Origin of the sequence: Pseudomonas sp. NPDC089569, assembly GCF_050280625.1 — a bacterium.
GTDB lineage: Bacteria > Pseudomonadota > Gammaproteobacteria > Pseudomonadales > Pseudomonadaceae > Aquipseudomonas.
Window position 1 is genome coordinate 1 of record NZ_JBNNVQ010000093.1, and the last position, 23,829, is coordinate 23,829.

Here is a 23,829-nt window from a genome sequence, read left to right on the forward strand (position 1 = left end):
ACGTGACCATCAGCTACCAGGACAGCCACACGCTCACCGGCACAGCAGGAAATGACACGCTGGTGGCGGGCGATGGCGATAACATTCTCAATGGCGGTGACGGCAACGACATCCTCGTTGCAGGCGCTGGCAACAATGAGCTGCATGGCGGCGCCGGCAATGACCTGCTGTTCAGCGGACCGGGCAATGATTTGCTCGATGGCGGCATCGGCAATGACACCGCCAGCTACGCCCATGCCACTGCCGGGGTGAAAGTCGACCTGAGCCTGCTCACCGCGCAGAACACCCTCGGTGCCGGCACCGACACCCTGACCGGGATCGAGAACCTCGTCGGTTCGAATTTCAATGACACCCTGACCGGTGACAACAACAGCAACATCATCAATGGCGGGCTGGGCAACGATGTGCTCAATGGCGGGGGCGGTGACGATCTGTTGATCGGAGGGCTAGGCAACAACACTCTGACTGGCGGCAGTGGTGCCGATACCTTCGAGTGGCTCAAGGGCAACAGCGGCCATGATGTGATCACCGACTTCACACCGGGTACGGACAAGCTTGATCTGTCGCAATTGCTGCAAGGGGAGAACAGCACGGCGGCATCGCTGGATGATTATCTGCACTTCACGGTCAGCGGCAGCGGTGCGTCATTGGTGACCAGTATCAACGTCAGTGCCATGGCCGGCGCGGTACCGAACCAGACCATCGATCTGGCCGGCGTTAACCTGGCCAGTCACTACGGGGTCACGCCCGGTGCCGGCGGGGTGGTTTCCGGGGCGGACACCGCGACCATCATCAATGGCATGCTCAATGATCATTCATTGAAGGTGGATACGGTGTAACCGGACCCTGTAGGAGCGAGCTTGCTCGCTCCTACAGGTGATCTCACATCGGCTCCGGCGACCCGATCAGTCTTCCCATCACGGCGAACACTCCCAACTCTCTGATCGCCTCGAGTTCCCCTCGGGTCTCGACCATTTCCGCAATCAGCGGCAAGTCGATGCTGTTGGTCGCCCTGAACATGGCCTCGATGAACAGCCGTTTATCCCGCTGCTCATCGATGTGTCGTATGTAGACGCCATCGATCTTCAAGTAAGCCAGGCCCAATTGGGCCAGGTTGCCGATGCGGCTGAAACTGCCGCCAAAATGCTGCAGGCCCACGCGGTAACCGGTCTTGAGCAGGCTATGGCTCAGTCGCTGCATTTGCTCGGGAGGCGGCAATTGGCGTTCGTCGATTTCCAGGGTCAGCAACGGTGCCAGCTCCGGCAGTGATTCGAGCAGTTCAAGGATCGGCCGCAGTTGCGCCGGGTCGCGCAAGGTGCTGCCCGACAGGCTCAACGCCAGCGGCCAGCGATTGACGGCGAGGTAGTCGAGGGTGGCTTCGAGCATCGCCAGGTCCAGGCGTGCCGACCAGCCCAGACGTTCGATCCATGGCAGGAATTGCCCGGCGGCAATGGCCTGGCCCTGTGGGTCGAGCAGGCGTGCGAGGACCTTGTGATGCATGACTTCGCTGGTGTCGGCGCACAACACCACGGGTTGGAAATACAGCTGCAGTTGACCCTGGTTCAGGGCGTCGTCGAGCCAGGTGCGCCAGTCGTGTTGCGACGCCGTCGGTGCGGTTGCGCTGTGGCCGAGCAGGACCCAGGGGCGTTCGGGCTGTTGTCGGGCTTGTGCCAGTGCCTGATCCAGCCGGACCAGCACATCGCTGGCCGCTTCACCGGGGTGATAGGCGACGATGCCCAAATGGGCGACGGGCAGGCAGTCACTGGCATCGGTCAGGCGCAGGTTTTCCAGGGTGGTACTGATTTCGCTGGCCAGATGTGCGGCGCCTTCGCCGTCCAGGCCCGGTGCCAGCAAGCTGAATTCGCCTCCGCGGTTGCGTGCTGCCAGCCAGGTGCGTCGCTGCGGCAGTCCGGTCAAGCGCTTGAGCAACTCACCGACCGCGATGATCAAGTCATCGGTGTATTGGCCGCCCCGTCGCTGGTTCAGTCCGGTCAGGTCATTGAGCCGCAGCATCAGCAGATGGCCCTCGCCCTGTTGCTCGGTGACCAGCAAATGGCCCGCCAGTTGTTCATCGAGCAAGCGTCGATTGGCCAGCCCGGTCAGGCTGTCCTGATAGGACTGGCTACGCAAAATTTCACTGCGCGCTGCCTCTTCGCTGAACAACGCCTTGAGCTTCTCGACCATCTGGTTCATGGCCAGTACCACGCGTTTCAATTCCGGCGTGCGGGGCAGTTTCGGCAAGCTGAGGAACTCGCGCTTGCTGATAGCTTCGGCCTGCCTGACCAGGGTGTCGAGTGGATGCAGTTGCCGGCGCAACAACCAACCGCCGAAAACGGCACTGAGCAGACCGCACAGCAACAGCCAGATCAGGCTGCCCAGGGCACTGTCCCATAACCGGGCCAGGGCAAATTGCGGATTGCTCAGTACCTCGACACGTGCCACCTGTTCCCAGCCGCGCATGATCAACGCGTCGCCACCCTGATGACGCAAATTGACCAGGCTGATGAACCAGCCCGGCACGCCCTCGATCTGTGTTGAAGCATTGCGCTCCACCATCACTTGCTCGTCCTGGATGTCAACGATGCGAATGCTGCTGAAGTAGCCACTGTCGAAAATCGAACTGACCATCAACTCCATCATGGCCGGATCATCGATTTGCGCCGTCAACGACAAGCCCAGAGCCGTGGCTGCATCCTGGGCATGGGAGCGTAACTGGCCGAGCATCTGTTCTCGAGAACTTTCCAGGCTGACAAAAAAACTGCCGCTGAACGCCACCATCAGAAACAGGCAGATGGCGAGAAACAATTGATTGCGCAGTTTCATTGAACGCTCCTTGCTGCAGCCCTCAGCCATTGCCCACGGCGAAGCCTTCGGCCTGCATCTTGTGCAGAACATCTTGCCAGCGCGACAGTTTTTTCGAGTCGCTGCTGCGTGTGTCGCCATGGGTGCCTGACAAGTACAGGCCTTCGGCATTGAAGGCGTACACCGGCAGCAGGTCTTTGCGTTGCGAGGCGAAGCGGATGTCGCCGATCAGGTTGTCCAGCACCAGCGGGTCGGCGTTGGGGCTGCCGTAGAAGGTCAGCACCATGTGCGCCTGATTCTGGTTCAGTGCCTTGACGTAGGTGATGCGCAACTTTTCGCTGGGGATCCCGAGCTGGCGAAGACTGAAATACTTTGCCAGGGCGTAGTCTTCGCAGTCGGCTGCACCCTTGATCAGGGATTCAATGGGCGTGGCCCAGTAATCGGTCTGATGCCAGATACGAGTGTCGTCCTGAAAACTCAATTGCTGATTGAAGAAGCGATTGACGGTGTTGAGCTGTTCGCGCTCCGGCGCGTTGCGTTCGCCTTGCAACATTTGACTCCAGGCCTCGATCCGTCCCTGCGCGGGGCCGAGGGTCCCATGGCTCTGTTCGGCGTTTTGCAGGATCCGCGCAAAATCCCAGTCGACCCGACCGCTGCTCAGCCCTGTCAGCAGAAGTCCGGTCAGCAGCAGCCATGTCCCGAGTCGAAGTCGGGGCGTTGGCCATTCAGGTCGACGCGGGTTGCAGGCCATGTCGGGCTGCTCGGGTGCAGGGTGGTGAGGTCTGGGTGGAGTCTAGGTGGAGATTCAGTGGGGCGCGGGCTAGTCGTCGGGCGGACGGGAATCATTGCCGGTCAGGTGCCCTGCGGGTTTGGTTACTCCATCATGATTTGCGCAGGGTTTTCTGCTTGAGGATGTAGACCGTCACCAGCACCGCGCTGGTCAGCATGAACCCGCGTGCCCAGGGCAGAGGCACCAGATAGCAGGAAAAGGAGATGCCCGCCCACATCAGGCCGATGGCGTAGACCTTGCCCTTGAGCGGGATACCGTTGCCGTCCAGGTAGTCGCGTATCCAGGGGCCGAGTTGCGGATGGCCTACCAACCATTGATAGAAGCGCGGCGAACTGCGGGCGAAACAGGCCGCCGCCAGCAGCAGGAAAGGCGTGGTGGGCAATACCGGCAGGAAAATCCCGATCACCCCCAGCGCTACGCTCAGCCAGCCGATGGCCAGCAACACGTAGCGCAACATCAGGGGGCGGTTGCCTATGGGGTTGTCCATAGGCGGAACCTTAGTGATGACGAGGCTTGAGGATCGCCGGTTTTTCGTCCGGTGCGTTGCACAGCAGGTACAGCGCTGTCAGCGCTTCGGGGATCTGGACGATCATGTCGTCCATGAGGTTGGCGTCTTTGGCGATGTCTTCGAACTCCGGCTGCTCATCGAACAGGCCCGAGCCGACCATGATCGGCAACAGCATTTCGCTGACTTCTTCTTCGGCGGTTTCGAACCAGGCTTCTTCGCGCAGGAACACGCCTTCCATGAAACCGATGCACCAGCCGCGCAGTTCGGAATCGTCCGGGTCGTCGCCCAGGTCCAGGTCGCAAGGCAACTCGAACTCTTCATCGGAGGCCAGTTGACGGGCGATGTGAGCCTTGAGGCCGATCAACGTGGCTTCGATCTCTTCACGCTGGGCTTCGCTGGTGTAATGCGGTTCTTCGGCGAAGAGGGCATCGATCCATTCACGATCGGGAACGACTTCGGAACAGATCGACAGCGCGGTGAGGTAGCCATGGGCGGCCACGTAGTCCAGCGCCTCGTCATGCAGTTCATCGGCGTCGAGGAAGACTTGCAGGCGGGTTAGTTGCTCAGCGAAGGACATTAAAGGGCTACCTTGGAGAAAGTTCGATGCGGGAATTCTAGGCTTTCTTGAGCACTTGAGCCAGCCAAACGGCATATTTGAACAGGAGTGCCTCTCATCAGTGGCGCCCTTTGCCGGACAGGGCTCGGGTATACTCGCGCGTTTTGCGATGCCCTGCCGGCGTCACGGCTGAAATCCGAAGCCTCATGCAATGCGCACTTACGATTTGTCGGTGCGCCATGTCGGTATCTGAACCAGCCTTTGCAGGGACGTTTCGGTGATTTTTGGAGTTTTTATGCTCGAACAGGCTCAACGCGTCCTCAAGGACATCTTCGGCTACGACAGTTTCCGTGGCCGCCAGGGTGCAATCATTGAGCGCGTGGCCAGTGGTGGCGATGCCCTGGTCCTGATGCCTACAGGTGGCGGCAAATCCTTGTGTTACCAGGTGCCGGCGCTGCTGCGCGATGGCCTGGCCGTGGTGGTGTCGCCATTGATCGCCCTGATGGACGACCAGGTCGCGACCCTCGAAGAACTGGGGGTAGCGGCTGCCGCGTTGAACTCCACCCTCAGCGCCGAGCAGCAGCGTGATCTCGCCGCCCGCATCCGGCGTGGTGAGGTGAAAATGCTCTACCTCGCCCCGGAGCGCCTGGTTCAGCCGCGTATGCTGGCTTTCCTGCAAGGGTTGAATATTGCCCTGTTCGCCATCGACGAAGCGCACTGCGTATCGCAGTGGGGCCACGATTTCCGCCCCGAGTACCTGCAACTGGGGCAACTGGCGGAAATGTTCCCCGATGTGCCTCGAATCGCCCTGACCGCCACCGCCGACAAACGTACCCGCGAAGAAATCGTCACCCGTCTGCATCTGCAGAACGCCGAGCGCTTCCTGTCGAGTTTCGACCGGCCGAACATTTTCTACCGCATCGTGCCCAAGGAGCAGCCACGCAAGCAGTTGCTGGCGTTCCTCGCCGAGCGGCGCAGTGACGCCGGCATTGTCTATTGCCTGTCGCGCAAAAAGGTCGAAGAAGTCGCCGCGTTCCTCACCGAACAGGGTTTTCCGGCGCTGCCGTATCATGCTGGCCTGCCCAACGAACTGCGCGCCTATCACCAGAAACGCTTCCTCAACGAGGAAGGCCTGATCATGGTCGCCACCGTGGCGTTCGGCATGGGCATCGACAAGCCCAACGTGCGTTTCGTCGCCCACCTCGACTTGCCCAAATCCCTTGAGGCCTATTACCAGGAGACCGGGCGCGGCGGCCGGGACGGTTTACCCGCAGACGCCTGGATGGCCTACAGCCTTCAGGACGTGGTGATGCTCAAGCAGATGCTGCAAAACTCCGAGGGCGACGAGCGCCACAAGCGCCTGGAACAGCACAAGCTCGATGCGATGCTGTCGCTTTGCGAAGAAACCCGTTGCCGCCGCCAGACCTTGCTGGCCTATTTCGACGAAGACATGCCGCAGCCCTGCGGGCATTGCGACAATTGTGTCGACGGCGTGCAAACATGGGACGCCACAGAACCTGCGCGCCAGGCGCTTTCGGCCATCTACCGCACCGGTCAGCGTTATGGCGTCGGGCATCTGGTGGATGTACTGCTGGGCAAGGACAACGAAAAAGTCCGCAGCTTCGGCCATCAGCACCTGTCGGTGTACGGTGTCGGCAAAGCCATGGCCGAAGGCGAGTGGCGTACGTTGTTCCGACAACTGGTGGCCCGTGGCCTGGCGGACATCGATCTGGAAGGTTACGGCGGCTTGCGCTTGAGCGACACCTGCCGGCCGCTGCTCAAGGGGGAAGTGACCCTGGAGCTGCGCCGTGATCTCAAGGCACAAACCACCGTGAAAAGCAGCAAGAGCCAGGCCAGCCAGCTGGTGCGCGGCGAAGAGCGCGAACAGTGGGAAGCCCTGCGTGTGCTGCGACGCAAGCTTGCCGAAGAGCACGGCGTGCCGCCATACGTCATCTTCCCCGACTCGACCTTGCTGGAAATGCTGCGCAGCCAACCGACCTCGCTGGCGGAAATGGCCATGGTCAGCGGCGTCGGCGCGCGCAAGCTGGAGCGTTACGGCGAGGCTTTCCTCGAAGTCCTCGGTGGCCAGGCCGATGCCCCCAAGGCAGTGGCCGACGTACGCCACGAACTGATCACCCTGGCGCGTGCCGGTATGACGCCGTTGCAGATCGCCGGCCAGTTGCAATGCTCGGAAAAGAACGTCTATTCAATGCTCGCCGAGGCCATCGGCAAGCAACAGTTGTCGCTGGAGCAGGCATTGGACCTTCCCGAGGACGTATTGGGTGAAGTCCAGGATGCGTTCCTCGATGGCGAAGGCGAGCTACCACCGGTGTCGGAGGTCAGCGCACTGTTCGCAGGGCGAGTACCGGAAGGCGTTTTGTACTGTGTTCGAGCTGCTTTGCAGTCGGAATTCGAGATTTGAGACATTCTGAGATATCCATCTCATTGATGTAACGATTCAGTACGGAACGGGTCTTGCCTCTGATCGAGGGTCATGCTTAGCTGACTAATAATTAGTATTTATTTATTTCAGTCTAATCATGAGTGTTTTATGTCGTTAACCGAACAACACCGTTTTGGCATGCAACTGGCCCAGATGTCGCGAGGCTGGCGTGCCGAACTGGACCGTCGCCTGGCAGGCCTCGGGCTGTCCCAGGCTCGCTGGCTGGTGCTGCTGCACCTGGCACGTTTCGATGAAGCCCCGACCCAACGTGAGCTGGCGCAAAGCGTCGGCGTCGAAGGTCCGACCCTGGCCCGGTTGCTCGACAGCCTGGAAAGCCAGGGGCTGGTTCAGCGCCAGTCGGTGCTGGAAGATCGTCGTGCGAAAAAAATCGTGCTCTGCGCCCCGGCGCGCCCGCTGATCGAACAAATTGAAACCATTGCCAATCAACTGCGCCATGAACTGTTCGAGGGTGTAGACGAGGCGGATTTGATGGTCTGTATGCGGGTTCACGGGCACATTCTGGCCAATCTGGAAAAGTCTTGAGGCATAACACGGCCGCAGGCTTTTGAGTGGGTGACTTGAGCAGACTATAAGAACTACTCGGCAATATCGCGTTCGTACACGGATGTGCGAATACATACGAGTGGTTATCTGAAGGGATGCTCATGCTTGAGAGTCGGCGGTTCGTTGTAAGGTGCTGCGCCAAAGGGTTGCTGGCCGGTGTTTGTGTCATCTGGTCAGCCATGGCGCCAGCGCTGGGCCTGGGGGAGATCACTCTGCATTCGGCGCTGAATCAACCATTACGTGCCGACATCGCGTTAGTGGATAGCGCCGGCCTGGCAGAAGGCGAGCTGTCGGTCAGCCTGGCGACGGCGGACGAATTCAATCGTGCCGGTGTCGAACGGGTGTTTTTCCTCAATAACCTGAAGTTCACCCCTGTCGTTCGGGATAACCGCAGCGTTATTCAGGTGACGTCCAGCAAACCGGTCAACGAGCCTTTCCTGAATTTCCTGGTTCAGCTCAATCAGCCCAATGGACGGTTGCTGCGCGAATACACCGTATTGATCGATCCGCCGGGAACAGCGGGCATCGTTCCTGCCAGCGATGAGCCACCGGTCAGTCGCCCGTCTTCCCCCTTGGCAGACGTCCAGCCCGTCGTCGCATCGCCGCCCGCACCTAATGAACAATCTCCGCAGCCCACCGGTTCTCCCGAGATGGAGCCTGCAGCCGAACAATTGGCTGCCAGCTCGCTGCAAAACCAGCGCTTGCAGGCAACCATCGATGAGCTCAATGCAAAAGTGCAGGCTCAGGACGAGCAGATTGCCGCGGCGAACAAACAGGTCGCTGAGTTGCAAACCCGGTTGGCCGAGGCGGGGCAAGCATCGGCACAAGCGCCGGCTTCCCTTGCCCCGAACCCGATGTCGGTGGTTGTCGAGGAGGGTGCAACCAGGGAGTTGTGGATTGGAGGGGGGCTGGCACTGGTGGTTGTGGTGCTTCTGGCGCTACGGGTACGAAGCAGGCGCCAGCAGGATCGGGCTTCGTTCGAGCCATTGACGAATGAACTGCCTGGTCAATCAACGGAATTGCCAACCCATGCAATCGTGGTACAACCCCTGCCTGCACACCCTGAAAAAATGTCTGCTGCTTCATCCATGACGGTGCCGCCGGAACCGATCCCGGCAGAGCAATTCCATTTGAACCTGGACGAGCTGTCCATGGATACCCGTCGGGATCCGAGCGCGGTGGGCAGCCCAACCGTCGAGCTTCCATCAAGAGTGGCAAAGCTGTCGGAGCCGCAAATTGAATGGAGCCTGGAGCCGGTGGCCCAAACCATTGACGACAGTTTTGTCGATGCCATGCGGAAGCCTGGCTCGTTACGTGAACTCGAACCACACCCTTTGCCTCAGGAGCTTCATCGATCATGACCGCAAGCAAACCGGAAATCGTCATCACCTATTGCACCCAGTGCCAGTGGTTGTTGCGGGCAGCCTGGCTGGCCCAGGAGCTGCTCAGCACGTTCGGCGATGATCTGGGCAAAGTATCCCTGGTGCCTGGCACAGGCGGGATCTTTCACATCACTTGCGACGACGTGCAGATCTGGGAGCGTAAGGCCGATGGTGGTTTCCCCGAGGCCAAGGTGCTCAAGCAGCGGGTCCGCGACCAGATCGATCCGGACCGCGATCTGGGACACAACGATCGCACTCAGTGAGAGCCCGCTTCGGCTGCAACGGCTTTCTTGCTTGAGCTGCCGGCAAGTTGGCTGGACACCACAATGGCGATGATGATCAATGCGCCACCCATCAGCATCCGCAGCGTCGGGTTTTCATCGAACAACAGCCAGGCGAGGCTGATGCCGTAAACCGGTTCCAGGGCAAAGACCACCGCAGCGGTCCGCGCCTTGATCACGGCCAGGCTGGCGACGAACAGGCTGTGAGCGACACCGGTGCAGAACACGCCGAGCAGGCTGATCCATAACCAGTCGATGGCACGTACCTCACTCAACTGCGGTGCCGCCACCGGTAACAGGCACAACGCGACCACCACGTTTTGACACAGTGCTGCCTGCACGGGTGGAACGCGTCCGGAACTGGCGCGGTTGGTCAGTGACAGCAGGGCAAACAGCAGGCCGGAAGTCACCGCCCAGATCAGGCCGGTGGTGGCTCCGCTGGCCAGATCGAACGCGGGCGTTACCAGCACCAGCCCGACACTGACCAGTACCACCAGCAGTATTTCATTGGCGCGAATCCGCTCGCGGAAAATCAATCCTTCGAGGATCACGGTAAAGGCCGGAAAACTGGCAAAGCCCAGCGTGGCGATGGCGACGCCGGCGACCTTGACCGCAATGAAAAAACTCACCCAGTGCCCGGTCAGCAGCAGGCCGCTGAGTAGCAACCGGCGCAAGTCCACGGCCTCAAGGGCTTGCCAGCGGGTATTGCGGGCGAACCGGGCAAAGAACGCCAATGCCAGCACCGCGAATGCTGCACGGCCGAAGACGATGATCGCAGGTGTGGCGGCGGCGAGTTTGCCGAACACGCCGGTCAGGCCGAACATCAGTGCGCCGATATGCAGGGCGCCAAGGGCGGTACGGGGAGTCATGGCAATCCTTGGGAAGCGTAGTGAACGCCGTCATTTAACCGCGCCCGCTGCCGCTGTGTCTGTCGTCAGACTCGCGTTATTTGTCGCCGGTCTCGCGCCGCAGTTTGCCGGGCGATGCGCCGAATTCACGCAGGACCGCGGCGGCAAAGGCGCTCTGGGAGCTGTAACCGACGCGACAGGCAATCTCGCCGATAGGCAATGCAGAATCACGCAGCAAACCCACGGCCTTGTGCAAGCGGCGGCTGCGAATGTAATCCATGGGGGTCTGCCCGCACTCAGCCACGAACCGCGCATGCAGGCGAGCACTGGAAAGGCCCGCCACACGGGCAAGATCGGCGACTTGCAGCGGATAGGCCGCGTATTGGTCGATGTGTGCATTGAGCGCGGCATAGGGCAGGCGCCGGCCACCGGCAGAGTCGGGCCGTGCATTGTTGAGACTGGCCAGCAACAGCACCGCGCCTTGTTGTGCGATCAACGGATCATCGACCTGACTGTTGGCCAGCCAACTGACCAGTTGGCTTTGCCCGGCATCCAGCGACATTCGGCCGGCGGTGTCGAGCAGGCGACGACTGGCTTGCGCGTGCTCACCCAGGGAATCGTCAACCCACTGATCCCCTGGCACATCCAGCACCAGGCAGCGGCTGCCATTGGCGCTGCCGCAGGCATGGTGAAACCCGGAGGGAACCACCACGAAACTCTGTTGCACGACCCGGCTGCCACGGCCATCGACCTCGAAATCCAGCGCGCCCGACAGCCCGAACACCAGTTGTGCATGGTCATGGCTGTGGACAATCAGGTCTTCGGTGTAATGGCGCAGTGTGAGGATCGGTCTCATCGCGGATCTCGTTGCAGGGTTGATGAGTCAGGTCGCCAGTCTACACCGACATGGCCTGTACGCGTTGTCACAGGACTGACTTGTCGCTGTCATGGACCATTAACCCGACCGGCGCAAGCTTGTCGAAACTTGAATTGAGGGTTGCACATGACCAGTGCCGAGCTCGCCAAACCCACTCGCAAACAACGGGTGCGGACCCTGTGGATTTCCGATGTGCATCTGGGCACGCGCGATTGCCAGGCCGAGCATCTCTCACAGTTTCTCAAGAGTTACCACGCGGACAGGATCTACCTGGTCGGTGACATCATCGACGGCTGGAAACTGCGTGGCGGCATGTACTGGCCGCAGGCACACACCAACGTGATCCGGCGCCTGCTGACCATGAGCAAGCGCGGTACCGAGGTGATCTACGTCACCGGCAACCACGACGAATTCCTGCGCCGCTATTCGAAGCTTATCCTGGGCAACATTCAACTGGTGGACGAGGCCGTGCACGTCACCGCCGATGGCCGGCGCTTGCTGGTGATCCACGGCGATCAGTTCGATGTGATCACCCGTTACCACCGCTGGCTGGCGTTTCTCGGGGACTCGGCCTACGAATTCACCCTGACCCTCAACCGCTGGCTCAACCATTGGCGTGCCCGTTATGGCTACGGCTACTGGTCATTGTCGGCGTATCTCAAGCACAAAGTGAAAACTGCCGTCAGCTTCATCAGCGACTTTGAAGAAGCCATCGCCCATGAGTGCGTCAAGCGCGAACTGGATGGTGTGGTGTGCGGGCACATTCATCATGCCGAAATTCGCAAGGTCGGCGAGGTGGATTACCTCAATTGCGGCGATTGGGTGGAGTCGTGCACGGCACTGATCGAGCATTGGGATGGCACGATCGAACTCTATCGCCTGGCCGAGGCCCAGACGCGCGAGGCGCAGTTGAAAGCGGTGAAGGTTGCAGAGCCCGCTTAGGCAGGTCTGACGCCTTCGCGGGCAAGCCTCGCTCCTACGTGCTCAACCGCTTGTAGGAGCGAGGCTTGCCCGCGAAGCATCAGGCGAGTTTCAAGGTCATACGGGCGAATGTTCTTCCATCGCTGCCTTGTAGATCGAATGCTTCGGCTGCGCGAACAGGCGCTCCATCATCGGCTCGAAAAAACTCAGTGGCAGCGTGTCATAGGCCGGGTTGAACGCCGCAGCGTCGTATTTGGCGCAGAACTCGATCGTTGCCTGGTACTGCGGATGGTCCTTGAATTGCTCGCGCAAGTGCCGGTCCATGCCCAGGTGATGGAAGAAGTAGTAACCCTGGAAAATCCCGTGTTTTTCCACCATCCACAAGTTTTCGGCGCTGACGAATGGCTTGAGGATCGCCGCGGCAATATCCGGGTGATTGTAGGAGCCCAGGGTGTCGCCGATGTCGTGGAGCAGGGCGCAGACCACATACTCCTCATCGCGGCCGTCACGCCAGGCGCGGGTGGCGGTTTGCAGGGAATGGGTCAGGCGATCCACCGGAAAGCCGCCGAAATCACCTTCCAGCAACTTCAGGTGCGCCATGATCCGGGCCGGTAACTGCCGGGCGTAGCTACTGAAGTCGGCGGCAATGATCGCCCAGTCTTCCTGCGTACCGTCCTTCATGTGAGTAAAACGAGCGTTGGCATTCATCGGCAATCCTCCAGTGATCTAGAACGGCACGCGCCCCAGGATCATGTCCCGATACATGACGAAGTCGCCAAGAAGGCTGTAGAAAGGATGCTGGAAGGTGGCCGGGCGGTTTTTTTCGAAGAAGAAATGCCCGATCCACGCGAAGCCGTAACCCGCCAGCGGCAAGGCCCAGAACAGCATCCAGGCGCCCCGGCCTATGGTCATCGCCAGAATGAAAATCACCAGCGTGGTGCCGATGAAATGTAACCGGCGGCAGGTACTGTTGCTGTGTTCGCTGAGGTAATACGGGTAGAACTCAGCGAAACTGTTGAATCGTTTGATGTTTTCCACGACTGCGATCTCTGTGGTTATTGTTCTGACTGCAAGTTGTTCGGCGGGTAGCTTATTTAAGTCTAGAGTGATCAATGGCGTCAGCCAGTGACAATCGGCGCCACTTTAGTATCCTTCGGAAATTGGCCGTTACATGCGGCTCATCATGCAAGAACCCGACATGAGCGAACGAACGACATCTGCAAGCTGGGCGATGGGGATTGTCAAGGCACTGGAAATGGACGGCCTGGATTGCCGGGTTCTGTTCAAACAACTGGGGCTCGACTACGCGGCACTGGACGATCCGGATGCACGCTTCCCGCAAGATTCCATGACGCGACTGTGGCAGCGAGCGGTCGAGCTGTCCGGAAACCCGGCCATTGGCCTGAATATGGGCAAGGTGGTGCGGCCTGCGCAATTCCACGTTGCGGGCTATGCCTTGATGTCCAGCCGGACCCTGGCCGAAGGCTTTCAGCGCCTGGTGCGTTATCAGCGCATCATTGCCGAAAGTGCCGACCTGAGTTTTCGCCTGCTGGAAGAAGGCTACGCGTTGATTCTGACGGTGCACGGCGACCACTTGCCGCCCACCCGTCAAAGCGCCGAGGCTTCGCTGGCCTGTGCCCTGGCACTTTGCGGCTGGTTGACCGGGCGCACGCTGCAGCCGCGCAAGGTGCTGGTGCAAGGCGATCAACCCGCCGATCTTGAGCCTTACAAACTGGCCTTCCATGCGCCACTGATGTTCAACGCGCCGTACGACGCGCTGATTTTCGAACGCACGGACATGGAAGCACCGCTGCCGACCGCCAACGAGGCCATGGCGCTGTTGCATGACCGATTTGCCGGTGAGTATCTGGCGCGATTCTCCGAAAGTCGCGTGACCCACAAGGCGCGGCAGGTGTTATGCCGCCTGTTGCCCCAGGGGGAGCCCAAGCGCGATGCCGTGGCGCAGACGCTGCACCTGTCGCAGCGCACCTTGCAGCGACGCTTGCAGGAAGAGGGTACGAGCTTCCAGACGTTGCTCGATGACACCCGGCGTGAGCTGGCCGAGCAGTATCTGGCGCAACCGACCATGACCTTGCTGGAAATTGCCTACCTTCTGGGTTTCGCCGATCCGAGCAACTTCTTTCGGGCCTTCCGTCGCTGGTTCGATGCCACACCCGGCGAGTACCGGGCACGGCAGCAGGCGCCTGTGCCGGTCAGTGACGCCAGAACGCCGGAATACACAGTACAAACACCGTGATGATCTCCAGTCGGCCCAGCAGCATGCCGAAGGAGAGAATCCACTTGGCGGCGTCCGGCAGCGAGGCAAAGTTGCCTGCCGGACCGATGGTTTCGCCCAGGCCGGGACCGACGCCGGACACGGTGCTGGCGGCGCCGGTCAGGGCGGTCATCCAGTCCACGCCCAGCAGCGACAGCAGCAGCGCGATCACGCAGATGGTGATGGCGAAAAAAAACGAAAAGGTCAGGATCGAACGCACGATCTCTTCATCGAGGCGATGCCCGTTGTATTTCTGCTTGATCACCGCACGGGGGTGAATCAGTTGGTTGAGGTTGGCCATGAGCAGAATGTAGGCCACCTGGAAGCGGAAAATCTTGATCCCGCCGGCAGTCGAGCCCGAGCAGCCACCCACGAAACCGAGATAGAAGAACAGCATCAGCGAGAAGTTGCCCCACAGGCTGTAGTCTCCGAGGGCGAAACCGGTGGTCGTCACGACCGAGGTCACGTTCAACGCCACATGTCGCAGCGCCTCCAGCCAGTGCAACTTGGTGGTCCACCAGTACCAGGTGCCCAGCACCAGCCAGGTCACCAGCAACATGCCGAGCAGGCCCTGCACCTGTTCATCCTTGATCAGCGCCCGACGGTTGCCTCGCAGGGTTGCCACATAAAGGGTGAAGGGCAGGCTGCCGAGAATCATGATGACGATCGCCACCCAGTGCACCGCCGGTTGCGTCCACTTGGCCAGGGACTGGTCGGAGGTCGAGAAGCCGCCGGTGGAAATGGCCGACATGGCGTGGTTGATCGCATCGAACAGGCTCATGCCGGCCCACCAGAACGCCAGGCTGCCGAAAATGGTGATGCCGACATAGGTCGCCACGATCAATCGAGCGACCATGTGCGAGCGAGGCATGACTTTTTCGGAACGGTCCGACGATTCTGTCTGGAACAGTCGCATGCCACCGATGCGTAGCAGGGGCAGGATTGCCACCGCCATGCCGATAAAACCGATACCGCCGAGCCAGTGCAGCAGGGAGCGCCACATCAGAATGCCGGGGGACATGGTGTCCAGGCCGCTGAGCACCGTCGAACCGGTGGCGGTGATGCCGGACATGCTTTCGAAGAACGAGTCGGTGTAGCTGATGTGCTGGGTCAGCAGGAACGGCAGCGCGGCGAAGATGCACACCACCAGCCAGCTGCTGACGGTCAGCAGATACATGTCCCGGGGACGCAGGTGTACATGCTCGGGGCGCCCCGGGACGACCAGGGCCAAGCCGCCGACGAAGGTGATCATGCTGGACCAGAGGAACGATGGCAGGTCGCTGGTGCGGTCGAAAATCACCAGGGTGGCCATGGGCACGACCATGGCGATGGCCAGGGTTATCAGGAAGATGCCGATGATGAAAGCAATGAGACGCAAGGTCGGCAACGCCATGAAATCCGCTCGGCAGCAATGTGGAAGGGCGACATTCTACCTTCAGGGCAGGGCATGTAAACCGGCACTCCGAGGGTGGATGCCGCTAGAATAGCCAAACATTTTTTCAGGAGGTGGCCGATGCAGGCTCTCGACGTTTTGCTCAACCGTGTTTCCGTCCCGCGACTGCTTGACCCTGCACCGACTCAAGCGCAGCGCGAAGTGCTGTTCGGCGCCGCGATGCGCGCACCGGATCATGGTCACTTGCAGCCTTGGCGTTTTCTGACCGTCGAAGGCGCGGCGCGCGAGCAAATGGGCGAGTTGTTGGCCGAGGCGGCGAAGCAGCAAGAGGGCGAAGTGACGGAGGCCGCCATCGACAAGGCCCGCAATGGTCCGCTACGGGCGCCTCTGGTGGTGGTCGTGATTGCGCGAGTGCAGGATCACGTCAAGTATCCGAAATCCGAACAACTGCTGGCGGCAGGTTGTGCCGCACACGGGATTTTGCTCGCCGCTTATGCGCAAGGCATTGGAGCGGTCTGGCGCACAGGTGATCTGGCCTATTCGCCGCATGTGGCCAAGGGACTGGGGCTGGCCGAAGGGGAGGAGGTCATTGCGTTCCTGTACCTCGGCACTCCGCAGAAGGAGCCGCGCGTGGCGGAGAAAGTCGACCTGTCCGAGTTTGTCAGCGCCTGGCCCGGCAAACCCTAAACCCTGTAGGAGCGAGCAAGCTCGCGATGGAGGCCAACGATTACGCAGGGTGCCTGACACCCCGCGGTGTTCTCGGGTCCATCGCGAGCTTGCTCGCTCCTATATTGGATCTGTACCGTTCAGATTCAGGGTTGGACGACAGCCCCCGGCACCACGGGCAACTCCAGGCTGGCAATGAAGCCACCCTGCGGATGATTGGCCAGTACCAGGCTGCCGCCATGACGCTCGGCAGCCCGGCGGGCAATGGCCAGGCCCAGGCCATGACCGGCCGCAGTCTGCCCCGGCGCACGGAAGAACGGTTCTCCCAACTGATTCAAATGTTCGGCATCGACGCCAGGTCCGTGATCGCGCACGCTCACCACGATACGTTCGCCTTGACGCAATGCCTGCATTTCGATGGGCTGCCCGCCCGCGGGGTTGAAGCGCTGGGCATTGCGCAGCAGGTTGTCCACGGCGCGCTCGATCATGGTCGGCCAGCCTTTGAGGTTCAATTGCGGCTCTGCCTCCAGTTGAACGTTTTGCTCCGGCGAACCCAGTTGTGCATCCCGTTGCAGCCCTGTCAGCAAGGCGTTCAGATCCACCTCTTCGGCAGTGGCGTTGTCGGCATCGACCCGCGCCAGCACCAGAATTTCACTGATCAGCGCTTCGAGTCGGTCGCATTCGCGGGTCAGTCGTGGCCAGAGTTTTTCCCTTTCCTGCGCAGTGGCCCGTTCGGCCAGGGCCAGGGCAATACGCAGGCGGGCGAGGGGTGAGCGCAGTTCATGGGACACGTCCCGCAGCAATTGCCGCTGGCTGCCGATCAGGCTTTGCAGGCGGGCGCCCATCCGGTTGAAATCGTTGGCCAGCACCCCGAATTCGTCACGTCGATTGGCCAGCTTCACCAGACTGTTCTGTTGATAGGCGGTTTGCCCCAGGTCATGTACGGCACCGCGCAAGCGACTGAGCGGGCGGGTGATGGAAAGCGTCACCAACAGACTGAACAGGGTCAGCACCACCAGTGCGATACCCAGGGCACTCAACGGCCAGAGCAGGCTTTCCCGGTGCCAGGCATCGAGTTCGGGGTGGGGAATGCGGTAGATCAGCAGGTAGGTGTCACCGGTTTTTTCACTGGTGTATTCGGCCGTCAGGCGACGCCAGGGCAGGCGCCGGTCATCGTTGTTCTGTCGCGCTTCGTACGCGGCGGCACGGCGTGGAAAGGTGCCGCGCACCACGGGGTCGCCGCTTTCGTTGAGCACCTGGACGTCGATGTGATACTGGCGTTTGCGCTGTTCGAGTATGTCCTGGGCGGCTTCTTCGCCTTCGGATTCGTAGGTTTGCGTCCATTGTTCGGCCAGGGTGTTGAGACCCGGATGGCGGCTGAGAATCCATGCGTCCTGATTGAGCATGTGCCCGAGCAAAATGGACAATCCTGCAACCAGAGCGATGGCCAGCCAGAAGCTGGCCAGGATACGCCAGAACAATGAACGCACGGATAACCCTCAAACAAACACCCTGTAGGAGCGAGCAAGCTCGCGATGAACCCGAGAACGCCGCGGGGAGTCAGGCACCCAGCGTTATCGTTGACGACCATCGCGAGCTTGCTCGCTCCTACAGGGGATCGGAAAACAATAGACCCAACGGTGTACAACCGTTGGGTCCGGTTTAGCGCATTATTGCGCTTTTTGCGGTTGTTGCGCTTTCCAGGCCTTGAATTCGGCCCACTCGGCGCGACGCTCGGCCTGTTTCTTCTGGATCTCGTCGAATTTCTTCTGTTGATCCGGTTTCAGCAGTGCACGTACGTCGGCTTCGGCTTTTTTGTGGCCGGCGGCCATTTCGTCTTTCATGGCTTTCTGGTCGGCTGGCGAGAGTTTCTCCAGGTACTTGTCGACCAGTTGCCGACGCTCATGCATCTGCTCGCCCATGATTTTGCGGATCTGCTCGCGTTGTTCGTGGCTCAGATCCAGTTGGCTGTACGGGCCTTTGCCGTGCATGCCGTGCATCTGACCGCCGTGGCGCGCGCCATCCATCGGCCCATCCATGGTGCCGGAGCCTTCAGGCATGGCCATGGCAACGGTCGGCAGGGCGGCGGCGAACATCAAAGCGATAAGAGTCTTGCGCATGGTGAATCTCCTTGTCTCATTCCCGGTACGTTCCGGATGTGTGCAGATTACGGAGATCAAGGTCAGCGGCGGTCAGTGGAGCGTAAAGCTTGGGTAAAGACGGATTTCAGCGCTCCTGACAAATCAACCGTGTCCGTAGGAGCACGGCTTGCCGGCGATGGCGATCTCACGGATGCCTTCGCCGGCAAGCCTGGCTCCTACGGTCAGAGGCTGTAGTAGTAGCCACGGCTGCGCAGGGCCACGATACGCGGGCGGCCATCGGGATGCGGACCGATTTTCTTGCGCAGGTTGCTCACGTGCATGTCCAGGCTGCGGTCATACAGGGTCAACTTGCGGCCCAGGGCGATCTGCGCCAGTTCCTGTTTGTCCAGTGGCTCGCCGGGTTGCTTGAGCAGGGCTTCCAGCAGGCGGCTTTCGGAGACAGTCAGCGAGATTTCCTGTTCATCGATGCTCACCACGCCACGCACCGGGCTGAAACACAGGTCGCCCAGTTCCATCTGGCTGGACGCCGCCGTCGGATGGCTGCGGCGCAACACGGCACGCAAGCGGGCGGTCAGCTCCCGTGGGTCGCAGGGTTTGGCCAGGTAATCATCGGCACCCAGTTCCAGGCCGAGGATGCGGTCCAGCGGTTCGCCCCGGGCCGATAACATCAGCACCGGCAAATCCGGGTGTTCGCCGCGCAATTGTTTGAGCAGTTCCAGACCACTGCCGTCGGGCAGCATGACGTCCAGTACCACGGCCGCCGGGGTGGTTTCAGCCAGTGCGCGACGGGCGCTCTGACCATCGTGACAGGCACGCACCTGAAACCCTTCCTGGCTCAGCCAACTGCTCAGGAGCTCACACAGCTCCTGGTCATCATCAATTAGTAACAGCTCGCTCATGACTCACTCAATTTAGCCATTGTCGACGTTTTCGACTTGCTCCACTGGCGAAGATACCGCAGAGCAGGGCCACCAGTGCAACTGCGGCGCCGATGACGAACCACTGTTGTTGATCGGTCAACAGGCGCGGTATCGAGCTGCCCGCCTGGGCTTCCTTGAGTTGCAGCTTCAGGCGCTGGTTCTCCTGGCGCAACCGGGCCAGCAGCGGGCTCTCGCGTTCACCGTCGGCATTTTGCAATTGTTTGCTCAGTTCTTCGCGTTGCTGTTCGCTTTCCTTCAAGCGTTGCTGCAACTCGGTGATCTGGCTGCCGGCGCTCAAGGATAACGGCGTCGAATGGCTGCCATCGACGCTCTCTTCCCCGTGGGCGGGGGCCACGATCGACAACGTCATCAACATCAGACACAACGGACCTTTGCGCATCGCGACTCCTGATTCCAATCGAATGATTGGGCAGGTTATCGGCCGCCAAACGAGAACAATGAGCGATTGAGAGCGCGATGAACCGGGAAGGTTCACCGCGCGGGGGGATTTTTGCAGAAAGTTACGGCAGGACTTGCTTGAACGGTTTGACCGACACGTTGGCGTAGACACCGGCAGCGATGTACGGATCGGCATCGGCCCAGGCCTGGGCGGCGCTCAGGGAGTCGAATTCGGCAACGATCAGGCTGCCCGTGAATCCCGCGGCACCGGGATCATTGCTGTCAATCGCCGGGTGCGGGCCGGCCAGTACGATACGACCTTCACCCTTGAGCACTTGCAGGCGCTCAAGGTGCGCAGGCCGTGCGGCCAGGCGGGCTTCCAGGGAGTTGGCGACGTCTGTGGCAATGATTGCGTAAAGCATGTCAGTCCTCGGTTTTAGGCGATGTGGTATCGGCGTCATGCAGGTGGCGGGACAGGTAGATGCCCTGGCCGACCAGGAACAGCAGCGTCATGCCCAGGCTGCCGAAGACCTTGAAGTCGACCCAGTAGCTCTGGAAGGTGAACGCGACGAACAGGTTGGCGGCCCGCAGAACAGGAAGAAGGCGATCCACGCAATGTTCAGGCGCATCCAGACCGGCTCCGGCAGCGTCAGCGCGTGCCCCATGATGCGTTTGATCAGCAGGCGGTCACCGATGAAATGACTGCCGATGAAGCCCAGGGCGAACAGCCAGTTGACCACCGGGGCTTTCCATTTCAGGAAGGTCTCGCTGTGGAAGGCCAGGGTCAGGCTGCCGAAGACCAGGCAGGCGATGAGCGTCAGCCATTGGCTCTTCTCCAGCTTGCGCTGCTTGATGAACAGTGTGCCGTAGACCACCAGCGAGCTGATGATCAGCATCGCTGTAGCGCTGTAAATGCCGCCTACAGTGACCTCATGGCCGGCGATATCGACAGTCCGTGGATCGATCTTGAAGACAATGAAAAACAGCAGGAGCGGGATGAAATCGATGAATTGTTTCACAGTGGCAGCCAGAAGCAGGATGTGGCGGCATAATAACAAACATATGGGCGCGCGATAGCGCCAGCTGATTTGAGGTTACAAAGCCCTGTGAATGTTGATTTGCACTGCCATAGCACGGCCTCCGACGGCGCCCTGGCGCCTGCGGCTCTGGTGGCGCGTGCGTTCGAGAACGGCGTGCGGGTCCTGGCCTTGACCGATCACGATACCCTGGAGGGCCTGGAAGAGGCACGCGAGGCGGCCAGGGCGCTGGGCATGCAACTGATCAATGGTGTCGAACTGTCCTGTACCTGGGGCGGGGCGACCATTCATGTGCTCGGTTATGGATTCGACGTCAATGCTGCGCCGTTGGTCGAGGCGATTGCCAAATTGCGCGATGGTCGCTGGCTGCGCTCGGAGGAGATCAGCCGCAAACTGGCGCTCAAGGGCATGCCCGGCGCACTGGAAGGCGCCCGGGAAATCCAGCGGGAGCTTGGTGACAGCGGCAACGCGCCGGCCCGGCCGCACTTCGCCGACTGGATGGTGCGCGAAGGTTTCGTCAAGGATCGTGCCGAAGCCTTCCGCAAATGGCTGGGCGCCGGCAAGCTGGGGGATGTCAAGCAACACTGGCCGACCCTGGAGGAAACGGTCGAAACCCTGCGCGCGGCCAATGCGTGGGTCAGCCTGGCCCACCCCTGGCACTATGAATTTACCCGCAGCAAGCGTCGCCGCCTGATTGCCGACTATATTCAAGCGGGAGGACAAGCGTTGGAGGTGGTCAATGGCTATCAGCCTGCCGATCAAGTGGGCAGCCTGGCCATCCTGGCTCGCGAGTTCGGTCTGCTGGTGAGCGCCGGCAGTGATTTTCATGGCCCTGGAGGCTGGTCCGAGATCGGTGAATACCGCCCGCTCCCGGAAGATCTGCCGCCACTGTGGTGTCGGTTCAAACATGACCCAACTATTGCCGTCGTCTGAACAGGTAGAGAATGTGAGTCAATTTTTCCAGATTCATCCGGAAAATCCGCAGGCGCGCCTGATCAAGCAGGCTGTCGAGATCATTCGCAACGGCGGGGTGGTTGTTTATCCCACGGACTCCTCCTACGCAATTGGTTGCCAGATCGGTGACAGGAGCGCCGTGGAACGCGTTCGCCGCTTGCGTGGGCTGGATGAGAAGCACAATTTTGCGCTGATTTGCAGCGATCTGTCGCAATTGGGGCTGTTCGCCAAGATCGATACGGGCCTGTTTCGCCTGCTCAAGGCCCACTTGCCGGGACCCTATACCTTTATTCTCAACGCTACCCGGGAAGTCCCGCGACTGTTGTTGCACCCCAAAAAACGCACCATTGGCCTGCGGGTGCCGAGCCATCCCATCGCCTTGGCGCTGCTTGCCGAACTGGGCGAACCGTTGATGAGCGTGAGCCTGATCCTTCCCGGTGAAACCGACCCGATGACCGATCCCTATGAGATGCGCCAGATACTTGAACACCAGGTCGAGTTGATCATCGACGGCGGTTTTGGCGGGATCAAGGCGTCCACGGTGATCAACCTCGCCGATGGCGAGCCGGAAGTGATCCGCGTCGGTTGCGGCGACCCTTCGCCATTCATGGCCGAGGCATAGATGTCCGCAGTGGAACCCGTTGACAGTCAGGCCGGAGCCCAGCAGGAGCTGCCCTTCGCCGTGGTCTATGGCCAGGCGGTCATGGAAATGCCGCTGGACCTGTACATCCCGCCGGATGCGCTGGAAGTCTTCCTCGAAGCTTTCGAAGGCCCGCTTGACCTGCTGCTGTACCTGATCCGCAAGCAGAACATCGACATCCTCGACATTCCGGTGGCTGAAATCACCCGCCAGTACATGGGCTATGTCGAACTGATGCAGTCGGTGCGCCTGGAACTGGCCGCCGAATACCTGGTGATGGCCGCGATGCTGGCTGAAATCAAGTCCAGGATGCTGCTGCCTCGCGCCGAAACCGTCGAGGATGAAGAGGAAGACCCGCGTGCCGAACTGATTCGTCGCTTGCAGGAGTACGAACGCTTCAAGGCGGCAGCCGAAGGCATCGATGGCCTGAGCCGGGTCGGGCGCGATGTGGTGGTCCCCAAACTCGATGCACCGCAGGCCCAGGCGCGCAAGTTGCTGCCGGATGTGCGCTTGTCGGAGCTCTTGTTGTCCATGGCCGAAGTGCTGCGCCGGGGCGACCTGTTCGAAAGTCACCAGGTCAGCCGCGAGGCGCTGTCCACTCGCGAGCGCATGAGTGATGTGCTCGAACGGCTCAAGGGCGGTGGTTTTGTGCCGTTTGTCGAGCTGTTCACCGCAGAGGAAGGGCGTTTGGGCGTGGTCGTGACCTTCATGGCAATTCTCGAGCTGGTCAAGGAATCTTTGGTCGAGCTGGTGCAGAATGAGCCGTTCGCAGCGATCCACGTGCGAGCCCGAGCCGAATAACGAGTCCAATCATGAACCTGAGTGAACCCCGCGAGCTGGCGCCCCTGCTCGAAGCCTTTCTGTTGGCCTCCGGAAAACCGCAATCCCTGGAGCGTCTGTTCGAATTGTTCGAAGAAGGCGAACGTCCGGAGCCGGCGGTTTTCAAGAAGGCCCTGACCATTCTGGGCAAGTCCTGCGAGGGGCGTGCATTCGAATTGAAGGAAGTCGCCTCCGGCTACCGCTTGCAAATACGCGAAAAATTCTCACCGTGGGTCGGTCGCTTGTGGGAAGAGCGTCCGCAACGTTATTCCCGAGCCATGCTCGAAACCATCGCCCTGATCGCTTATCGCCAACCGATCACTCGGGGTGAGATCGAGGACGTGCGGGGGGTGGCGGTCAACAGTCAGATCGTCAAGACGCTGATGGAGCGCGAGTGGATTCGCATCGTCGGTTATCGCGACGTGCCGGGAAAACCGGCGATGTTTGCCACCACCAAGGCTTTCCTCGACCACTTCAACCTGAAAAATCTCGATGACTTGCCGCCGCTGGCGCAACTTCGCGAGCTGGAGCCGGACCCGGTACTGGAATTCGACGATGCCCCGGTGCCGCCGGGCCTTCAAGAGTTGGCGGACGCCAGTGCCGAACCGGAAGAGCCCAAGGAAGAAACCAGCTTCCATACCTTGCTGCTGGA

The 23,829-nt window shown here is 60.6% G+C and carries 26 protein-coding genes and 1 pseudogene; 12 read left to right on the top strand and 15 right to left on the bottom strand.

Annotated elements, in window-relative coordinates; translation table 11 throughout:
* A partial coding sequence (locus tag ACQKP2_RS25495; RefSeq protein WP_427580506.1) for a type I secretion C-terminal target domain-containing protein occupies positions 1 to 839 on the top strand: 839 nt, incomplete at its 5' end.
* 43 nt (positions 840 to 882) lie between these two features.
* Here the strand turns inward: ACQKP2_RS25495 and lapD are convergent.
* The 4 genes from lapD to ACQKP2_RS25515 form a co-directional block, all read right to left on the bottom strand.
* On the bottom strand, positions 883 to 2,823 hold the full coding sequence (lapD, locus tag ACQKP2_RS25500; RefSeq protein ID WP_427580508.1) for a cyclic di-GMP receptor LapD: 1,941 nt from the start codon (positions 2,821 to 2,823) through the stop codon (positions 883 to 885).
* Positions 2,824 to 2,845: 22 nt separating this feature from the next.
* Positions 2,846 to 3,553, bottom strand: coding sequence for a cysteine protease LapG (gene lapG, locus ACQKP2_RS25505; RefSeq protein ID WP_427580510.1), 708 nt, complete (start codon positions 3,551 to 3,553; stop codon positions 2,846 to 2,848).
* Between the two features lie 130 nt (positions 3,554 to 3,683).
* Positions 3,684 to 4,079: a YbaN family protein gene (locus tag ACQKP2_RS25510; RefSeq protein WP_427580512.1), complete on the bottom strand. Its 396-nt coding sequence runs from the start codon at positions 4,077 to 4,079 to the stop codon at positions 3,684 to 3,686.
* Between the two features lie 10 nt (positions 4,080 to 4,089).
* Complete coding sequence (locus ACQKP2_RS25515) at positions 4,090 to 4,677, bottom strand: UPF0149 family protein (RefSeq protein WP_427580514.1); 588 nt, start codon at positions 4,675 to 4,677, stop codon at positions 4,090 to 4,092.
* Positions 4,678 to 4,951: 274 nt separating this feature from the next.
* Here ACQKP2_RS25515 and recQ point away from each other — a divergent pair, with 274 nt between their 5' ends.
* The 4 genes from recQ to ACQKP2_RS25535 all read left to right on the top strand — a co-directional run bounded on the left by recQ (position 4,952) and on the right by ACQKP2_RS25535 (position 9,308).
* On the top strand, positions 4,952 to 7,078 hold the full coding sequence (gene recQ / locus ACQKP2_RS25520) for a DNA helicase RecQ (RefSeq protein ID WP_427580516.1): 2,127 nt from the start codon (positions 4,952 to 4,954) through the stop codon (positions 7,076 to 7,078).
* Positions 7,079 to 7,207: 129 nt separating this feature from the next.
* Positions 7,208 to 7,642 (top strand): MarR family transcriptional regulator, encoded by a 435-nt coding sequence (locus ACQKP2_RS25525; protein WP_427580517.1) that lies wholly within the window; start codon positions 7,208 to 7,210, stop codon positions 7,640 to 7,642.
* 200 nt (positions 7,643 to 7,842) lie between these two features.
* The gene (locus tag ACQKP2_RS25530) at positions 7,843 to 9,024 is read left to right on the top strand and encodes a type IV pilus assembly protein FimV (RefSeq protein WP_427580519.1); all 1,182 of its coding nucleotides are present in this window, start codon (positions 7,843 to 7,845) and stop codon (positions 9,022 to 9,024) included.
* Positions 9,021 to 9,308, top strand: a complete 288-nt coding sequence (locus tag ACQKP2_RS25535; protein ID WP_427580520.1) for a SelT/SelW/SelH family protein — start codon at positions 9,021 to 9,023, stop codon at positions 9,306 to 9,308. Before ACQKP2_RS25530 ends, ACQKP2_RS25535 begins: the two co-directional genes overlap by 4 nt.
* Here the strand turns inward: ACQKP2_RS25535 and ACQKP2_RS25540 are convergent.
* Together ACQKP2_RS25540 and ACQKP2_RS25545 are read right to left on the bottom strand one after the other, a co-directional pair.
* Positions 9,302 to 10,195, bottom strand: coding sequence for a DMT family transporter (locus ACQKP2_RS25540; protein WP_427580522.1), 894 nt, complete (start codon positions 10,193 to 10,195; stop codon positions 9,302 to 9,304). The two genes, ACQKP2_RS25535 and ACQKP2_RS25540, sit on opposite strands and share 7 nt — an antisense overlap.
* 76 nt (positions 10,196 to 10,271) lie before the next feature.
* Positions 10,272 to 11,030 carry an AraC family transcriptional regulator gene (locus tag ACQKP2_RS25545; RefSeq protein WP_427580524.1) on the bottom strand — a complete coding sequence of 253 codons (759 nt, stop codon included), beginning with the start codon at positions 11,028 to 11,030 and terminating at the stop codon, positions 10,272 to 10,274.
* Positions 11,031 to 11,177: 147 nt separating this feature from the next.
* Here ACQKP2_RS25545 and ACQKP2_RS25550 point away from each other — a divergent pair, with 147 nt between their 5' ends.
* The gene (locus ACQKP2_RS25550; RefSeq protein ID WP_427580526.1) at positions 11,178 to 11,993 is read left to right on the top strand and encodes a UDP-2,3-diacylglucosamine diphosphatase; all 816 of its coding nucleotides are present in this window, start codon (positions 11,178 to 11,180) and stop codon (positions 11,991 to 11,993) included.
* A gap of 96 nt (positions 11,994 to 12,089) precedes the next feature.
* Here the strand turns inward: ACQKP2_RS25550 and ACQKP2_RS25555 are convergent, their stop codons facing one another.
* Complete coding sequence (locus ACQKP2_RS25555; RefSeq protein WP_427580528.1) at positions 12,090 to 12,680, bottom strand: HD domain-containing protein; 591 nt, start codon at positions 12,678 to 12,680, stop codon at positions 12,090 to 12,092.
* Between the two features lie 18 nt (positions 12,681 to 12,698).
* Complete coding sequence (locus ACQKP2_RS25560) at positions 12,699 to 13,010, bottom strand: Mpo1-like protein (RefSeq protein WP_427580530.1); 312 nt, start codon at positions 13,008 to 13,010, stop codon at positions 12,699 to 12,701.
* A 160-nt stretch (positions 13,011 to 13,170) separates the two neighbouring features.
* On the opposite strand from ACQKP2_RS25560, the gene ACQKP2_RS25565 reads away from it, so the two are divergent.
* Positions 13,171 to 14,229 (top strand): AraC family transcriptional regulator, encoded by a 1,059-nt coding sequence (locus ACQKP2_RS25565; protein ID WP_427580532.1) that lies wholly within the window; start codon positions 13,171 to 13,173, stop codon positions 14,227 to 14,229.
* Here the strand turns inward: ACQKP2_RS25565 and ACQKP2_RS25570 are convergent.
* Positions 14,186 to 15,640 carry a TrkH family potassium uptake protein gene (locus tag ACQKP2_RS25570; RefSeq protein ID WP_427580534.1) on the bottom strand — a complete coding sequence of 485 codons (1,455 nt, stop codon included), beginning with the start codon at positions 15,638 to 15,640 and terminating at the stop codon, positions 14,186 to 14,188. The two genes, ACQKP2_RS25565 and ACQKP2_RS25570, sit on opposite strands and share 44 nt — an antisense overlap.
* Before the next feature lie 120 nt (positions 15,641 to 15,760).
* On the opposite strand from ACQKP2_RS25570, the gene ACQKP2_RS25575 reads away from it, so the two are divergent.
* A complete protein-coding gene (locus tag ACQKP2_RS25575; RefSeq protein ID WP_427580536.1) occupies positions 15,761 to 16,327 on the top strand; it encodes an NAD(P)H nitroreductase in 567 nt (188 codons plus the stop codon).
* A 125-nt stretch (positions 16,328 to 16,452) separates the two neighbouring features.
* On the opposite strand, the gene ACQKP2_RS25580 is transcribed toward ACQKP2_RS25575, so the two are convergent.
* The 6 genes and pseudogenes from ACQKP2_RS25580 to ACQKP2_RS25605 form a co-directional block, all read right to left on the bottom strand.
* A complete protein-coding gene (locus ACQKP2_RS25580; protein WP_427580538.1) occupies positions 16,453 to 17,796 on the bottom strand; it encodes an ATP-binding protein in 1,344 nt (447 codons plus the stop codon).
* Positions 17,797 to 17,976: 180 nt separating this feature from the next.
* Positions 17,977 to 18,426 carry an LTXXQ domain protein gene (locus ACQKP2_RS25585; RefSeq protein WP_427580540.1) on the bottom strand — a complete coding sequence of 150 codons (450 nt, stop codon included), beginning with the start codon at positions 18,424 to 18,426 and terminating at the stop codon, positions 17,977 to 17,979.
* Positions 18,427 to 18,629: 203 nt separating this feature from the next.
* Positions 18,630 to 19,307, bottom strand: a complete 678-nt coding sequence (locus ACQKP2_RS25590; RefSeq protein WP_427580542.1) for a response regulator transcription factor — start codon at positions 19,305 to 19,307, stop codon at positions 18,630 to 18,632.
* A gap of 7 nt (positions 19,308 to 19,314) precedes the next feature.
* Positions 19,315 to 19,728 (bottom strand): translation initiation factor 2, encoded by a 414-nt coding sequence (locus tag ACQKP2_RS25595; RefSeq protein WP_427580544.1) that lies wholly within the window; start codon positions 19,726 to 19,728, stop codon positions 19,315 to 19,317.
* Between the two features lie 121 nt (positions 19,729 to 19,849).
* Entirely contained in the window at positions 19,850 to 20,149 is a 300-nt protein-coding gene (locus ACQKP2_RS25600; protein ID WP_110967016.1) for a YciI family protein, read from the bottom strand.
* Between the two features lies 1 nt (position 20,150).
* Positions 20,151 to 20,746 (bottom strand): annotated as a pseudogene (locus tag ACQKP2_RS25605) (septation protein A).
* An 87-nt stretch (positions 20,747 to 20,833) separates the two neighbouring features.
* On the opposite strand from ACQKP2_RS25605, the gene ACQKP2_RS25610 reads away from it, so the two are divergent.
* The 4 genes from ACQKP2_RS25610 to scpB form a co-directional block, all read left to right on the top strand.
* On the top strand, positions 20,834 to 21,697 hold the full coding sequence (locus ACQKP2_RS25610; RefSeq protein ID WP_427580546.1) for a PHP domain-containing protein: 864 nt from the start codon (positions 20,834 to 20,836) through the stop codon (positions 21,695 to 21,697).
* A gap of 13 nt (positions 21,698 to 21,710) precedes the next feature.
* The gene (locus ACQKP2_RS25615) at positions 21,711 to 22,340 is read left to right on the top strand and encodes an L-threonylcarbamoyladenylate synthase (protein WP_427580548.1); all 630 of its coding nucleotides are present in this window, start codon (positions 21,711 to 21,713) and stop codon (positions 22,338 to 22,340) included.
* A 120-nt stretch (positions 22,341 to 22,460) separates the two neighbouring features.
* Positions 22,461 to 23,159 carry a segregation and condensation protein A gene (locus ACQKP2_RS25620; protein WP_427580552.1) on the top strand — a complete coding sequence of 233 codons (699 nt, stop codon included), beginning with the start codon at positions 22,461 to 22,463 and terminating at the stop codon, positions 23,157 to 23,159.
* Between the two features lie 11 nt (positions 23,160 to 23,170).
* The coding region (gene scpB / locus ACQKP2_RS25625) for an SMC-Scp complex subunit ScpB (RefSeq protein WP_427580550.1) at positions 23,171 to 23,829 on the top strand (659 nt) is incomplete at its 3' end.